13 protein-coding genes and 1 pseudogene are annotated in these 15,881 nt (G+C 55.6%); 12 read left to right on the top strand and 2 right to left on the bottom strand.

The genetic code is table 11. The features are described 5' to 3' along the window. Positions 1-166 precede the first annotated feature (166 nt). On the top strand, positions 167-931 hold the full coding sequence (locus RTU96_RS00130; protein WP_312634233.1) for an IclR family transcriptional regulator: 765 nt from the start codon (positions 167-169) through the stop codon (positions 929-931). Positions 932-1,004: 73 nt separating this feature from the next. Then, complete coding sequence (locus RTU96_RS00125) at positions 1,005-1,814, top strand: SDR family oxidoreductase (protein ID WP_312634232.1); 810 nt, start codon at positions 1,005-1,007, stop codon at positions 1,812-1,814. A 194-nt stretch (positions 1,815-2,008) separates the two neighbouring features. Here the strand turns inward: RTU96_RS00125 and RTU96_RS00120 are convergent, their stop codons facing one another. Then, complete coding sequence (locus RTU96_RS00120; RefSeq protein WP_312634231.1) at positions 2,009-3,811, bottom strand: helicase-related protein; 1,803 nt, start codon at positions 3,809-3,811, stop codon at positions 2,009-2,011. 466 nt (positions 3,812-4,277) lie between these two features. Between RTU96_RS00120 and RTU96_RS00115 the strand changes: the two genes are divergently transcribed. The 10 genes and pseudogenes from RTU96_RS00115 (at position 4,278) to RTU96_RS00070 (ending at position 14,667) form a co-directional block, all read left to right on the top strand. Further along, positions 4,278-5,696 (top strand): SLC13 family permease, encoded by a 1,419-nt coding sequence (locus RTU96_RS00115; RefSeq protein ID WP_312634230.1) that lies wholly within the window; start codon positions 4,278-4,280, stop codon positions 5,694-5,696. Positions 5,697-5,890: 194 nt separating this feature from the next. Continuing rightward, entirely contained in the window at positions 5,891-7,609 is a 1,719-nt protein-coding gene (gene ilvD / locus RTU96_RS00110) for a dihydroxy-acid dehydratase (protein ID WP_312634229.1), read from the top strand. Between the two features lie 26 nt (positions 7,610-7,635). Further along, the gene (locus RTU96_RS00105) at positions 7,636-8,529 is read left to right on the top strand and encodes a dihydrodipicolinate synthase family protein (RefSeq protein WP_312634228.1); all 894 of its coding nucleotides are present in this window, start codon (positions 7,636-7,638) and stop codon (positions 8,527-8,529) included. Between the two features lie 435 nt (positions 8,530-8,964). Continuing rightward, positions 8,965-9,831, top strand: coding sequence for a DNA polymerase III subunit delta' (locus tag RTU96_RS00100; RefSeq protein WP_312634227.1), 867 nt, complete (start codon positions 8,965-8,967; stop codon positions 9,829-9,831). Further along, positions 9,828-10,652: pseudogene (locus tag RTU96_RS14705) on the top strand (stage 0 sporulation family protein); the annotation flags it as partial. The gene RTU96_RS00100 and the pseudogene RTU96_RS14705, both read left to right, overlap by 4 nt. A gap of 517 nt (positions 10,653-11,169) precedes the next feature. Then, complete coding sequence (locus RTU96_RS00090; protein ID WP_312634225.1) at positions 11,170-12,015, top strand: HAD family hydrolase; 846 nt, start codon at positions 11,170-11,172, stop codon at positions 12,013-12,015. A 242-nt stretch (positions 12,016-12,257) separates the two neighbouring features. Further along, positions 12,258-12,644 carry a GntR family transcriptional regulator gene (locus RTU96_RS00085; protein ID WP_312634224.1) on the top strand — a complete coding sequence of 129 codons (387 nt, stop codon included), beginning with the start codon at positions 12,258-12,260 and terminating at the stop codon, positions 12,642-12,644. Further along, the gene (locus tag RTU96_RS00080) at positions 12,631-13,326 is read left to right on the top strand and encodes an ABC transporter ATP-binding protein (RefSeq protein ID WP_312634223.1); all 696 of its coding nucleotides are present in this window, start codon (positions 12,631-12,633) and stop codon (positions 13,324-13,326) included. Before RTU96_RS00085 ends, RTU96_RS00080 begins: the two co-directional genes overlap by 14 nt. Next, positions 13,320-14,123: a hypothetical protein gene (locus RTU96_RS00075; RefSeq protein ID WP_312634222.1), complete on the top strand. Its 804-nt coding sequence runs from the start codon at positions 13,320-13,322 to the stop codon at positions 14,121-14,123. The genes RTU96_RS00080 and RTU96_RS00075 overlap by 7 nt, the downstream gene beginning before the upstream one ends. Positions 14,124-14,196: 73 nt before the next feature. After that, positions 14,197-14,667: a small multi-drug export protein gene (locus RTU96_RS00070; RefSeq protein ID WP_312634221.1), complete on the top strand. Its 471-nt coding sequence runs from the start codon at positions 14,197-14,199 to the stop codon at positions 14,665-14,667. Between the two features lie 122 nt (positions 14,668-14,789). Here the strand turns inward: RTU96_RS00070 and RTU96_RS00065 are convergent, their stop codons facing one another. Further along, on the bottom strand, positions 14,790-15,869 hold the full coding sequence (locus RTU96_RS00065) for a hypothetical protein (RefSeq protein WP_312634220.1): 1,080 nt from the start codon (positions 15,867-15,869) through the stop codon (positions 14,790-14,792). Positions 15,870-15,881 lie beyond the last annotated feature (12 nt).

Raw genomic sequence — 15,881 nt, 5'->3', positions numbered from 1 at the left:
AACGCGCAATTTCCGTATTGCGGAATTGTTTTCCGAAAATGGGGCAAAAAAATATTCACAAATGAAAACACTTATGTTATACTCATGATAAGCGCTTGTAGAGTATTTGTCAAGCATATAACAGACAAAATTCAAGGCGGAATTCTGTGCGAAAGGTTGAAAATATATGGCAAAAGAACAGGTTTCCAGCATTTTGCGGGCTCTGCAAATTCTGGAATGCTTTATGGATTGTGACACCGAATGGACGCTGAAGGCTTTGGTGGAACGCCTGGATCTTCCTACCACCACGGTCTTTCGGCAAATTTCCACACTGGTAGAGCGGCAGTATCTGGAGCAGGACCCAGTCCGCAAAAGCTATCGGGTGGGGCCCCGGCTCTATCTGCTTTCCAGCGCAATTATGGGGCGCTCCGACATTCGCAGCATGGCCCATCCGGAGTTGGAGCGGCTGAGCGATGTGGTACAGGAGACTGTGAATCTCAGTATTTTGCTGGATTATGATATTTTTTACTTGGATAAGGTGGAGACACACCGCTCCGTGGTGTGCAACACCCGGGTGGGAAGCCGCGCACCGGCCTATGCCACCAGCGGCGGCAAGGCGATGATGGCTGCGCAGCCGGAGGCATTTGTGGATGAATACTGCGAATGGATGAAGAATCAAACACCCATGACCGAAACTACCATCACAAATTCCGAGCAATTGCGGGAGGAACTGGTCAAAGCCCGGTTAAACGGCTATGCCATGGACAATGGAGAGATTGAGCAGGGACTGATCTGTATTGGCGCGCCGATTTACGACATGACGGGCCATGTTCGGGCGGCCGTGAGTATTGCCGGGCCCAACTATCGGATGAAATCGGACGAGGCGTTTATAACCAGTGAAGTAAAAAAATCAGCAGAGCGAATCTCCGCTCTGCTGGGCTACCGCAAATGAAAAGGCCATTTTACACACCGGTATAATAATTGCAATTGGCGGGCGTGGACCCACCCAAGGAAAGGAAACAGTTATGAACAGCAAGGAATATCTCAATCATGTGTTTGGATTGGACGGAAAGACCGTCCTGGTGTCCGGCGCTGCCGGCGGGATCGGGTCGGCCATCAGCGAAGGATTGGCTTATGCGGGGGCGGAAGTGTTTCTGTGCGGCCGCTCGGTGGAAAAGTGTCAGGCCCTGACTGATAAAATTACGGCCAACGGAGGCAAGGCTTTTGCCCACCGTTTGGACGTGACGGATATGAGCAGCATCCATACCTGTGTGGACGATGTAATCGCCCAATCCGGAAAAATTGACGTGCTGTTCAACGTGGCCGGCATGAATAAGCGGGAAGGCCTTCTGGACGTGGCCGAGGAGACTTACGACCGGATTATGGACACAAATCTCAAAGGCGTATTCATGCTCAGTCAGGCCGTGGCCCGGGAGATGTACAAGCGAAAAAGCGGCAACATCATTAACATCGGTTCCCATAACGATGAGGGGATGCTGGGCGGCTGCTCTGTTTACGGAGCCACAAAGAGCGGCGTGGTAGCGCTGACCCGTTCCATGGCCATAGAATTCGCACAGTATGGCATCCGGGCCAATGCCATCAGCCCGGGACACATCCTCACGGAACTGACTCAGGTGACCTGGGATCACCCCACCCGCGCCCCTTGGCTGAGAGAGCGGATTGCCATGGGTCGTCCCGGAATGCCGGAAGAGTTAGTGGGAATGGCTATCATGCTGGCCTCCGACGCGTCGGCCTATATGACCGGACAGGCATATCATGTGGACGGCGGCTGCCTGTGCGGCGGCGCCCCCTGGGAATACGACACGCAGTATTAACAAAAGCAGCACAGCGCCCGCGCAATCAGGAAGACGGCACTTTTAAAAGTGCCGTCTTCCTCGTTTTCCCGCAGTGCTTATTTTGGGTATAACTCCGTTAGTGCGGCTACCGTGCATGTGTCCATACCGAAGCTTTAAAGTTTTGGTCCGGCTCGCCCAAATATTTTGCAGAGGGTAAAATTGCAGACTTGTTCTTACCGCGTCTTCCCGCGGAATGTTTTTTCCGGTCGGTCCCAGCGGAGCTTTTCCAGCGCCGAACGGATGCGGGCAGACACCCGATTTCGGGTATCGAGGACCCAGTGTTCGTCAATGGGCATATCCAGTGCCTTGGAAAAAGAATAGTACAGGTCCACCTGCTGGTAATACGTCTCCAACTGCTCGCAGGACTGCCCCTCCGGGACGGGCTTCTCCAATTGCTGCGCATTTAAAGAAAAGCACGCGTGGGCATACTCTGCAAACTGGGCCAGCAGTGCGGAATTTCCCAGAGAAAAGGGCACGCGCATCAAGCGCCACTGAATCTGCTCCGGCAGGTGATAGGGCTCCAGCATATCCAGCAGGAAAAGCTCTGTGTTCACATCCTTCTTGCGGTAATAAGGCAGCAACTCCGTCTCTGTGCTCCACAGTGCCAGCTTTTCCCGCAATGGCAGCAGGCCAATTTGTAAAATGGCCTCGCTGGGGCCGACCACAGCCTGCTCTATGGGATCATCTTCGGCGGCAAGCTTTTCTTCCACCACAGAGACACGCTCATCCAGACAGGCTACATATCCGACCTCATAGATGCCGATGCGCCCTGCGCGTCCGGCAATTTGTTTTATTTCCTGAGAGGTGAGAGGTCGGCGGGACTCCCCGTCAAATTTCTCCAGCTCTGTGAAAATGAGGCGACGAATGGGGAGATTGACGCCCATACCGATGGCGTCCGTGGCAACCAAAACCGGGTTTTTCCCCTGAATAAAAGCATCGTACTGTCCCCGGCGCACCTCTGGAGGAAGGTCCCCATAAATTACGCTGGAGCAGATACCAAGCTGTGCGAGATACCGCGACAGGGACAGCACCGCAGCTTTGGAAAAGGCCACCAGAGCATCGCCCTGCCTAACACTCTTCAGCCGCACCGGAGCGTATTCCATTTGCAGCGGTACCAGACGGGTATATGCCTTCAATTCATACTCGTCTCCGCAGTCCCGGATCATAGCGGTCAGCTGCTCCTTTGCAAGCAGCGCGCCGCAAAGATGGATTTCCGGGCAACATAGGCCCAAAATGGCCCGGGTCCACGCATCGCCCCGCTGGGAATCTGCCAACAGCTGTACCTCGTCGATCACCGCTACATCGTATTTGCCGCTTAAATTTGCTTTTTCTACCGTGCAGCAAAGGTGCTTCGCACCGGGCGTCAACACTTCTTCCTCACCGGTAAGCAGGCTGCAAGGGAAGCCCTCTGCATTCAGTCGCTCATAATTTTCCAGCGCCAAAATTCGCAGCGGCGCCAGATAAATTCCTGATGAACTCTGGCGCAGACGAAGCAGCGCCTGATAGGTCTTTCCGGTATTTGTGTCCCCCAGGTGGAGATAAAACATTCGCTTTTCCCGCCGTGCCTCCGGGTATCCGTCCTGCGGATATGGGGGCAGCAGGCGGCGAAATTCCTCCCGGACCATTCCAGGAATATGGTTTGAGAGTAACACTGAGAGAATTCCGGAGCGCAGATACTCGGCTCGGTTTTTCTCCACAACGGCATCAAAGCTGTAATTTGTTCCCGTCTTGCGATTATACTGCTCCAGCACCCGCCGGGACACATCATCCAGCAACGCGGTATATTGAGTATAGACGGCCTGTCCGTCTGGAAAATCGGCCAGCGTGAGATTTCCAAGCTGCCGAAGCTGGCTGCGGATAGCGCTCTCGTTGTGCCACAGGCAGCGGGCACGGGACGAAGATGCCTGTCGCTGAATTTGGGAAAAATTGTGCCTTACGCGCTCAAAGGCAAGGCGCTGCTTACGCTCTTTCTTCATTCGGATATTACCCCGCCATTCGTGTTTTTGAACCATCGGTTTCTATTTTGACCGAAATATTTTAGAAGTTTTGTATAATTCTGGGTCTTACTCCTTCTCCCAAAAATGCTTATAAAAGATTTTTTCCAACTCATGTCCCTAAAAAATTAGCAAGATTAACAAAAAAATTAACCCGATTCATAGGAAGTGCTGAAAAGGTCTTTGCGTGCTTGACAAAAATTTCGCAAAAGTATATAAAGCTGTTATAAGCGATGTATTCCCGGCCGGGATGTTTTTTATTCCTATATTTCGGAATGTAATTCCGTATAGCGGAATAATAGCTTTGTGAGGGGGTGCTGGGTATGGCTACTGTCGCGGTGGTTATACTGCTTCACATGGCATCGCATGTATGCGCCGAAGCCCCATGTGTGTATGGCGACTCATTTATGGCAAACGCATAAATCCAAAAGGAAAGGGAGTACTTATCATGTCTGCTGGCGTATTTTTGGTAATCCTGGTTCTCTCCATTGCAGCGCTGATGCTGCTGATTATGAAAGCAAAGCTGCACCCGGTGTTTTCCCTGTTTTCCGTGGCTCTGGTCATGTCCCTGGTCATGGGCTTCTCCTTCCCCGAATCTCTGGTGAACATCAATGCCGGTTTCGGCGGCACCTTGCAGAGCCTGGGCATCCCCATTATGCTGGGCGCGATTTTGGCAATGGGTGTGCAGGATACCGGCGCGGCTAAATCGATTGCCAACTTCTTTATTCGCCTGTTCCACGGCAAAAATCTGGAGCTGGCACCTGCTCTGACCGGTTATGTGGTGTCCATCCCCGTGTTTGGCGACATCACCACCATCCTGACCTCCAACATCGCAAACGTCCTCTCCAAGCGCAAGCACATTTCCATGGGCAAAATGGCCGCTTTTACCCAGACCGGCCTGAACCTGACCCATGCCATGGTCCCCCCCACCCCCGGCATTCTGGCTGTGTCCATCATGCTGGGCGCTGATCTGGGTCTGACCATCTCCTGGGGCATTGTGGTTTCTCTGATTGCGTTCTTTGTGACTTGGCTGGCGCTGCGCAAGTGGACTGACAAAGAATATGTGGAGCCGGTCCCCGCCGTTGTGGCTGAGATTGAAGAGACCAATTCCGACAAGGTCAGCGACATTCTCATCAAGGGCGAAGACCTGCCCGGCACGTTTGCTTCCTTCATGACAATTCTGATTCCTGTGTTTCTGATTGCCTTCAGTTCTTTCGTGAAGATGGCCATTCCCGATGCTGATTCCGCGGTTCGTGGCATCACCGACATTCTGGGTGATAAGATTGTTGCTCTGGGTCTGGGCGTGATTTACACCATCTTCCTGGCCATCGCCCACAAGGCCTCTGTCCGCAAGAGCAACGAGGATGTGACCGGCAAGGACCCTAAGGATTTCCGCGACGTTGTGCTCAACAGCTGGTTTGCCCGCGGCATGGAAGTTGCCCTGCCCGCGCTGCTGATTACCGGCATGGGCGGCGCCTTCGCCACCGTTATCAAGTCCTCTCCCGCCATTGAGGGCCTGAGCCAGGTGATCGCCGACTCCGGCGTGCCGGGTCTGTTGATCCCCTTCCTGGTGGGCGTGATCATGATGACCGCCGTTGGCTCCATGACCACTGCCGGCCTGACCGCCGCCGGTGTTATCATGCCCATGATGGCTTCTCTGGGCCTGACCCCCATTTCCACCGCTTTGGCCATCGGCGCCGGCACCATGATCTTCAACCACGTCAACAACTCCGGCTTCTGGGTTATCAGCAAGTTCTTCAACCTGGACCTCAAGCAGGGCCTGAAGTATATCACCATTCCGGATGTTGTGGCCGGTATCACCTGCTTTATCCTGATCTTCATCTTTGCTGCCATCGGCTTGTTCTAAGCGCGGCAAAGGGTTCCACACAATATCACAGGGGAGCCAGTACCTTCTCCTGTAAGCGCAATGCCTAAGGAGAAAATGGCTTGCCGCTGTGGACGCAGCGGCAGGCCTTTTCCCGATTTTTATGCAGCCAAACAGGAAAACAGGAGCTTCGGCAAATTATGTAAAGCTCCGCCGTTAAAAAGGAGAAACATTCTATGAATCAAAAGAGCATTAAGGAAAGAGCCCTCTGGGCGCAGTTCGACGCGCTGGAAATGGGTTCCGGCTGGGACGACACCGACATTACCAAGCCCCAGATCATGATTGAAGACGTGTTCGGTGACTCCCATCCCGGCAGCGTCCATCTCAATCAGCTTGCCGAGCAGGCCAAGTTTGGCGTGTTTGAAAAGGGCGGCTTTCCTGCCCAATACCATGCCACGGACGTTTGCGACGGCTGCGCGCAGGGCCACGACGGCATGAACATGGTGCTGGCCTCCCGCGAGGCCATTGCCAACATGGTGGAAGTTCACGCATCCGCCGTGCCTTGGGACGGTATGATCCTCTCCTCCAGCTGCGACAAATCCATTCCTGCTCACCTGAAAGCAGCCGCCCGTATGGACATCCCCACCATTTTTATGCCCGGCGGGTCCATGCGGCCCGGCCCCCATATGACCACCTCTCTGGTGGCGGGCGATATCTCCCTGCGGCAAAAGCGCAAAGACGCCATTACGCCGCAGGAGGTCCGGGACTATAAGCTCACCGGATGCCCCTCCGTGGGTGCGTGCACCTTCCTTGGCACCGCCAGCACCATGCAGTGCATGGCGGAGGCGATTGGTCTGGCTTTGCCCGGCAGTGCTCTGGTTCCCGCCACGATGCGCGACATTTTGCAGTATGCCCGTCAGGCCGGACGGCAGATTCTGAATCTGGTTAAGCTGGGTATCACTCCCAGCCAGATCATGACCCCCGCCGCCTTCCGCAACGCCATCATTGTCCACAGCGCCATCGGCGGCTCCACCAACGCCACCATCCATCTTCCCTCTATTGCCCGGGAGCTGGGCTACGATCTGCCCATCGAGCTGTTTGACGAAATCAACCATCAGGTGCCCCATCTGGGTAACATCAATCCCTCCGGCGCCCAGCTGACCGAATCCTTCTGGTTTGCAGGCGGCGTTCCCATGGTGCAGGTGATGCTTAAGGACATGCTGGATCTGGACGTGATGACCGTCACCGGCAAAACGCTGGGCGAAAATCTGGAGGATCTGGAGCGGGACAACTGGTTCAACCGCAACCTCGGATATCTCGAAAACTACGGTCTGACCCGCGATCAGGTAATTTTTCCGGTGGACAAGGCCCCCGAAAAGGGCAGCGTTGCCATCCTCAAGGGCAATATTGCCCCGGAGGGCAGCGTAGTCAAGTACTCCGCCTGCGTGGAGGAGCAGTGGAAGGTCACCGGCAACGCCCGTGTGTTCAACCACGAAGAGGATGCCTATGCCGCTGTGGTCAAAGGCCAAATTAACCCCGGCGATATTATCGTCATCCGGTACGAGGGGCCCCGCGGCTGCGGCATGCCCGAAATGCTCATGACCACCGAGGGCATCGTGTGCGATGAGCGACTCAACGGCAAGGTCGCCCTGATTACCGACGGACGCTTCTCCGGCGCAACCCGCGGCGCGGCCATCGGCCACGTCAGCCCCGAGGCAGCTGCCGGCGGCCCCATCGCCTTTATCGAAGAGGGCGACATTATTTCCTACGATATTATGGAGAGAACAATGAACCTCACTGGTATCCACGGCGTGCCCTGCACCATTGAGGAAGCCACAAAGGTTTTGGAGGAGCGCTCCAAGGCGGGCATTCTGCCCCGCGAAAAGCGCAAGGGTTTCTATAAGCTTTACACTGACCACGCTATCTCCGCTATGAAGGGCGCGGGTCTGGAATAAACCGGGAATCTGAAAGGAACTTAATTATGCAAGCAGCTTATCTCGCGCCGGCCATCACATTATTTCACGAAGACGGTACTCTGGATCTGGAAAGTCAGGGAAAACTCTTTGAGAATCTGATCGAAAAGGGCATTGACGGCATTTTGGTGGAGGGAAGTTCCAGCGAATTTTTCGCGATGCCCATGGAACAGCGCAGCATTATGGCCAAGTTTGCCATTGAGCGCATTAACCATCGTGTGAAACTGATTATTGGCACGTCCAGCATGGTGGCGCAGCAGATTATCGACTTTTCTAACGAGTGTCTGGATGCGGGCGCCGACGCGGTGATGATTCTCCCGCCATACTATTTTCATTTTGGAGCTGAAGCCCTGCTTCAGTATTACGACCGACTGGCCAGAGAAATCCACGGCCCGATCTATATCTATAATTTCCCCGACAACACGGGCTACACCATTCCGCCCGCAACGGTGCTTCAGCTGGCCCAGATGCATCCCAACATCGTGGGCTTTAAGGACACCATTTCCGGAATGGACCATACCAGAGAATTGATTAAGCTGATCAAGCCTCTGATTCCCTCTTTTGAGATTTACTCCGGTTTTGACGATAACTTCGCCCACAATGTTCTTTCCGGGGGCAACGGCTGCATCGGCGCGCTGAGCAATGTGGTGCCCGAGGTATGCACCGCGTGGGTGCGGGCCTTCCGGGAAAATAATTTGGACGGCATCGCCGCAGGGCAGCAGAGCATTGACCGCTTGATGGATCTGTACGCCATCCGCAGTCCTTTCCTGCCTGTCATCAAGGAGACGGCCCGTCTGCGGGGAATCTGCACCAACAGTGCCGGAACATTCCCCATGCCCAACGCCACGGTTGAAGACGACGCCCGCATTCTTGAGCTGCTGGGCCGTGAGAATATTTTGTAAACCGCGCTGGGCTACGCACTCCGGCAGGAAGCCCTCAGGATCACAGAGTGAATTTAGAAAAGCAGCCCGTATAAGAAAAAATGAGGATGAGAACCGATTCATACCGGTTCTCATCCTCGCTTTATGTGCCTGGGCAGGAAGACAGGTGCGAATTTTCCTGCGAAGTCTGCTTGTACAACGGCAGCGCAGCGTGAAAATGCACGCAGATAGCCCCGCATAGCATCTGCTACGCCTGTGTCGCGGCGGCGACTTTGTTTTGAACGTTCTGGGCTTTTGCATTGTTTTTTATCCAGCCTGCAAAAATTTTATTTTACTTCTCGCGTTATCAAAATTCAGAATTCCATTTTCCACAAAACCGTGTTACAATATTAGTAAAGTGGACGGTTTGCCCGTTTGCGCCCGCCGAAGGCGGAGTCCTCGAAAAGGGAGGTTCCCATGGCGGAGCTGGAAAAATTGAAAACCACACCGGCAGCGGCCCGCATTCGCGCCGCTGCGCAAAGGGGCGCTTTGGCCCATGCGCTGCTGTTCACCGGTCCGGGCGACCGGGCGGGCGCAGCACTCTTTGCCGCCGCGGCGATGGAATGCACGGCAGAAAAGGAACAGCCCTGCGGCGTGTGTCCCGCCTGCCGCAAGGTGCTGGGCGGCATTCACCCGGACGTAACCGTCGTGCGGGACGAAGATCATAAAAACCTCTCCGTAGACGCGGTGCGCGCCGTCCGGTCGGACGCGTATATCCGCCCCAACGAGGGGGCGCGGAAGGTTTATATTTTTGAAGACTGCGCCCTTTTGACGGAACAGGATCAAAATGTTCTGCTGAAAATCGTGGAGGAGGGCCCGCCCTATGCAGCGTTCCTCTTCTGCGCGGAAAACCCCGCGGCAGTGCTGCAAACCCTGCGTTCCCGCTGCGTGGAAATCAGGCTTCACCCAGAAGCGGAGGGCAGCGAAGCGACGGAGCTGTCCGCCGAGGTGGAGGCCCTTTGCCGGGCCGTGGGCGAAAAAAAGCGGGGTGCGGTGACAGAGCTTTTGGTGGAACTGGAGCGAAAAAAGACAGACCGGGAGACTCTTCAAACCCTTTTGGAGCAGGCCCACGGCCTGTTTGCAGATGCGCTTTTGATCTTCTATGGACAGGAAGTGCCGGGAAAGAGTGAAAAAACGGCCCGGTTCCTTGCAAAAAACTTGACAAAACAGCAAATTATGCACACAATAGAATTGTTGCAGTCATATTGCCGGGAGTGCGCGTACAACGTGGGGGTCAACCACGTGCTGGGCGCCCTGGCCGTCGAATTGGAGGGTATCCTTTGACCGAAGTAATCAGCGTCCGCTTTCGTGGCGGCTGTAAAAATTATTATTTTGCCCCGGGGGACCGGCAGATTAAAATGGGCGATCAGGTGGTCGTGGAAACGGCGCAGGGGCCGGAGTTCGCCACCTGTACGGAGGGCAACCACGAGGTGGAGGATTCCGCCATCGTCCACCCCTTAAGCAACGTGGTCCGCATGGCCACCGAGAACGACCGGCACACCGTGGAATACAACCGCAAACGGGAGAGCGATGCCTTTGACGTCTGCGAGAAAAAAATTCAGGATCACGGGCTGGACATGAAGCTGGTAAACGTCTCCTTCAGCTTTGAAGGGACCAAAATCATTTTCTACTTTACCGCCGACGGGAGAGTGGATTTCCGCGAGCTAGTGCGGGATTTGGCCGGGGTGTTCCGGGCGCGGATCGAGCTGCGGCAGATCGGCGTGCGAGACGAGGCAAAGATGATCGGCGGCCTTGGCATCTGCGGGCGGCCATTTTGCTGCTCTCAGTTTCTGGATTCGTTTTTACCTGTTTCTATTAAAATGGCTAAAACGCAGAACCTCAGCCTGAATCCCGCTAAAATTTCCGGCACCTGCGGGCGGCTGATGTGCTGCCTGAAATACGAACAGAACGCCTATGAAGACGCAATGAAGCGGATGCCGAAGGCCGAGTCCTTTGTGCAGACGCCGGATGGCCCCGGCAACGTGCGTAGCGTGAATCTTCTGCGGGAAACCGTGAAGGTGAGCCTTGACTCTGCACCGGAGCCGCAGAAGACCTACCACAACTGTGAAATCCGGGTCCTGCGCAACGGCAAGGGCAGCCGGGAGGGCATTGAAATTCCCCGTGAGCGGCCCGAGCGCTACGTGGAAGAACGGGAGGAGGAGGACGTTCTGCAATTCGTTTCCTCCGAGCCTCTGATGTCCATGGGAAAGCTGGAGGACCTGCCCAGCCGGGAGCGTATTACTCCTCCGCAGGACGGCGAGCGCCGGAGTTCTTCCCGCCGTCGCCATCGCGGAGGCAAAAGCGGCTCCGTCGGGAAAAAACCGGCGGGACAAAGCACCGCGCCCGAAAAGCCCCAGCCGCCCCACCCCGCCAAGCCCAAGGCTCAGGCAAAACCGCAGCTTCCCAAGGGCGACCGGCCCGCCGGAGAAAAGCCCCGCGCGGAAAAAAGCGAAGGCGGCCAGGCGGTCCGCCGCCCTCATCACAGGGGCGGCCGCCGCAGAGGGGGCGGAGGAGGCGGCCAAGGCCAAGGCGGAGGCGTCTCCGGAGAATAAGCACGTAAAAGCGAACGGCGGGGAGAGGTGAGATTCCTCTTCCCGCCTTTATAAAATTGGGAGGAACGGCATGGGAAAGTTTGACGGCGTACTGCTAGCCAGCGACTTTGACAACACTTTGATTTATACCGAGGAGGCTCTGCGCTCTGGTCGGCCCGTCCCGCCTTTGTCGGCAGGAAACCGGGCGGCGCTGGAGTCTTTTATGGCCCAAGGCGGGCGCTTTACCGTGGCCACCGGTCGGGCACTGCCCGCTTTTGAGCGGCTGGCCCCGCTGGTCCCTATGAACGCGCCCAGTGTGGTGTGCAACGGGGCGGCGATTTACGACTTTGAAAAGGGCGAATATTTGGAGACGGCACTTCTACCCGAGCAGAGCCGGGAGAGGGGGCAGGAGGTACTGGACGCATTTCCCCGGGTGGGAGTAGAAGCATATCATCTGGACAGCGTCATTCACGCGGTGCAGGTGAACCATATTATCCGCGCCCACGAACATCTCACCGGCGTGCGGGTGCGGGCGCTGCCCCGTCTGACGGAGGCCCCCCTGCCCCTAAGCAAGCTTTTGTTTGAAGCAGAACATAGGGACCTTGTTCAGGCAGAGGAACTTATCCGCAGCCGGGACTGGGCCGCGGAATACGAGCTGATTTACTCGGGAAAAACCCTCTTGGAGCTTACCGCGAAGGGCGCGGACAAGGGCGGGATGCTCAGCCGCCTTGCGGCGCATCTCGGCATTGCGCCGGAGCATGTATACGCAGTGGGCGACGAGCGCAACGACCTGACCATGCTGGCATGGGTCTCTCAGGGATTCGCCCCCGCCAACTGCGTGCCCGAGGTGGCCCGCTGTGGGGCGCGGCTTGTCTGCGACGCCCGGGACGATGCGCTGGCGGAGGTAATTGCCGCACTGGAGGAGCGCTATTCCTGACGGCGGCGACATAAACCCCATGACCCTTTTGTTTTTGTGGGAAATTCTTTTCTTTTTTAGTGCGCTTGCTTTGCCCGCAGAATTTCCCGCAGGGAGTGGCCGCCCCACGAAAGGAATCGGTTTTTGAAGGGCCGTGTAAAGCGGCCCTTCACGGGTTTCATATTTTTTTAAAAAGCTCTTGACAAACGGCAAATCTGTGTTATTGTATTACTTGCCTAGAACAATAGAACAGGAGGTGCGGTATGAAGTGGCATTTTTCAAGTGACGCACCCATCTACTCTCAATTGATTGAGCAGATCAAGGTGGGTATCGTATCCGGCGCGTTTCCGCCGGGAGAGCGGCTTGCATCGGTGCGGGACCTGGCCGTGGAGGCCGGGGTGAATCCCAACACCATGCAGCGGGCTTTGACGGAACTGGAGCGGGACGGACTGGTATACAGCCAGCGGACCGCAGGCAGATTTGTAACGGAGGACACGGCGATGATCGAATCGGCAAAGCGAAAGCTGGCAGATCGCCAGATTCAGAATTTTTTGACGGCAATGACCCGCTTGGGATTTAATAAGGAAGAAATTATGACGCTGGTGCGTCGGGAAAACACGGGGGAGGGTTTAACGCATGGCGATTTTTGAATGTAATGAGCTTACGAAGAGCTACGGTCGCGCATCGGCTCTGGACCACCTGAGCTTGACGGTGGAGCCGGGCCACATTGTGGGACTCTTAGGTCCCAACGGAAGCGGCAAAACCACCCTGATTAAGCTGGCAAACGGCCTGCTGACGCCCGACTCCGGCGCAGTGCTGGTGGACGGAATGGCTCCCGGTACGTCGACCCACGCCATTGTCTCTTATCTCCCGGAGCGCACCTGCATCCCCCTGTGGATGAGCACCCGGAAGCTGCTGGACTTTTATCAGGATTTTTACGCGGATTTCCGCAGGGAGCGAGCGGAGGAAATGCTGACACATCTGAACATCCGCATGGACCAGACCATCCGCCAGATGAGCAAAGGCACCCGGGAAAAGGTGCAGCTCATCATGGTGATGAGCCGGGCGGCAAAGCTGTATCTGCTGGATGAGCCTATCGGCGGCGTGGACCCGGCCACCCGGGACTACATTCTCAACACCATTATCGGAAACTATGATCCCGAGGCCGCCGTGATCATCTCCACGCATCTGATTGCGGATGTGGAGCAGGTTCTGGACGAGGTTATTTTTATCAATCAGGGGCAGGTCGTTCTTCAGTCCTCCGTGGATCAGATTCGGGAGGAGAAGGGTATGAGCGTGGATACGCTGTTTCGGGAGGTATTTAAATGCTGAGAAAACTGATCAAACACGAATTTCGGGCCACTGCCCGGGTAATGGGGCCGCTGTTTCTTATCATTCTGATTTTGGCGCTGACGGCAAACCTGTCGCTGCAATTTCTTCTGGATGCTTCAGGCTTTTTCCCCAATCTGATGGGGGGGCTTCTGCTGTTTGCCTTCGGCATCGGCATGGCGGCACTGGTGATTATCTCCATCGTACTGATGGTAGAACGCTTCCGCGCGAATTTGATGGGCGACGAGGGCTACGTGATGTTTACCCTGCCCGTCTCCGGCCACCAGCTTGTCTGGTCCAAGATCATCGTCTCCTCTGTGTGGTTTATTGCAACGGCTCTTGTGGAGGTTTTGGCAGCTCTGGTGTGCGTCTTCGATCTGGAATGGATGCGTGACATTTTCAGCTCCGCGTTTTTCCGCCGGTTTTTTGAAGCCGTACAGGAGCTGGTTTCGGAATTTGGACTGAACCTGCCGATGATGGCGGCAGAGATGATCGTGCTGGCGCTTCTTACCTGTGCGGTGCTGTGCCTTGAATTTTACGCGGCCATTGCTGTGGGCCACAGCTTCGCCAATCACAAATCGGCGTGGAGTGTGCTGTTCTTTTTCGCATTCCAGTTTGTCACGCAGCTTGTCAGCGGGCTGTTTGTTAACACGGACTTTTTCACAGGTCTTTTCAACATCGGCGGAATGAACAGTTTCCATCAGCTCATGGCCGTTCTCATCTGCATGGGGCTGCTGAACGGAGGAATCTTCTACGTCGTCACCACGGTGACACTGAAAAAGCGCCTCAATTTACAGTAACCGGTATTAAATAAAAAGCGGAGCGGGATTTTTCCCGCTCCGCCGTCCCGGTTTCATTGGAAGGAGCGGATTTATGGCAATTTCAGAGACAACGGTTCCCGCGCTGATCACCTTTTTTATGGGGATGACCCCCATCGTGGAGCTGCGGGGAGCTATCCCCTACGGCGCGGCTGCGGGTCTGCCCCTGTGGGAATCCTTTTGGCTGGCATCAGTGGGAAACATCCTGCCCGTGCCGGTCATCATGCTGCTGATTCGCCGGGTGTTTGCCTGGCTGCGCAAGGGTGCGTGGTGGGGGCCAAAAATTGACGCGCTGGAGCGCCGCGCGCACCTGAAAGGACGAGTTGTGCAAAAGTACCGTCTGGCGGGCCTGATTATTCTGGTGGCGATTCCTCTGCCCGGCACGGGGGCCTGGACCGGGGCGCTGGTGGCTTCCCTTCTGGACATCCGAATGCGTTATGCCCTGCCCGCCATCGCGGTGGGCGTTCTGATTGCGGGGGTGTTGGTTACACTGGCTACCGGCGGAGTTATCCGGCTTTTTTTCTGAGATTTGGCAGCACCGCGCAGAAAACATTGCCTGAAATTACATAAAAGGCTGCGCTTTGATACGACTTAAAAATCGTACCAAAGCGCAGCCTTTCATTTCAGAATCCAGACCTATCCATCCAATTAGTTCACGGAAAACTCCTCGGTGGAAAGTCTCCCTTCCCACTCATGTCCATCCGAACGATAGTATTGGCGCGTGACGGATCCGTCGGTTTTCGTATAGTCAATGATAAATACCTGCCCCGCCTCCACCAGCATGGGAAAGTTGTCATAAGGCAGTACATCCCCGGTCTTGGGCTGGGCCTTAAAATCTTCATAGGCGCTTTCAAGCCGCCAAAACGCTCTTGACCGAACGCCCTTCAGAAGTCCCGTCATATCTTCTTCGCCAAAGTACGACGCCTGATACGCTTTCCCCGCAAGCGTCACCGTTTCCACCTTCAAGGGGTCGATGTCCTTTGCAAGCCAGGAAAGGTCCTCCGAATAAAGGGTCGCGCCATAGCGGGAGGCAAGCTGGTTTGCCATGCACGGGACGGAGCCGGTGGTATACTCCATCGCGTCAATTCCGGTGTGGGCGCCGCCATAAATTCCCATGACGCTCTCGCCGTCCAGCCGGTCAAACTCGCGGATAAAATTTTCCGTCATCGTGTTTTCACGGTATACGTTGTCATCTTTCCCGTAATAAGTCTCCCCCTGACGGATGGCCTCCTCCGTAAGCCGGTATTGCTCCGAATCCCTTTGGCCCGCTTCCTCAAGATTCTGCAAAAACCGCTTCCCGGTGGCTTGGCGCTGGTGCCCCACATCCGTTCCGTGAAATACTGTTTCGGGACACTCACGTTTGATTTTCTGATAGAACGCCTTCACGTCCGGGGTATGGGCGTCGGTTCCGTCCCAATCGTCGTAGACCGCGTCCAGGATTGCGTCGTCGTCATCCTGCATCCACCTGTTTAAAAATTCCCCAGTATAGTAAGGGAGCTCCACAAACAGATGGCGCATCCCCCGGGTGTTGTAATGTTCCTGCCACAGCTCAAATTCCCGATTCAGTATTTTCTGAACGCCGTGCTGCTCTCCGTAAAGATAGATCTCCCCGCTGTCAGAGGGGGGAATAGCAGATGCTGCACTCCCAGCCCCGGCAGGGGCGCAGGCCGAAAGCGCCGCCAAAAGCAGCAGAGATACAAGCAAGGAACAAAATCTTTTACAGTTCACGGGATACACTCC

Origin of the sequence: Oscillibacter sp., from assembly GCF_032018205.1 — a bacterium.
GTDB lineage: Bacteria > Bacillota > Clostridia > Oscillospirales > Oscillospiraceae > Oscillibacter.
This window is presented reverse-complemented; position numbering and strand designations above follow the sequence as displayed.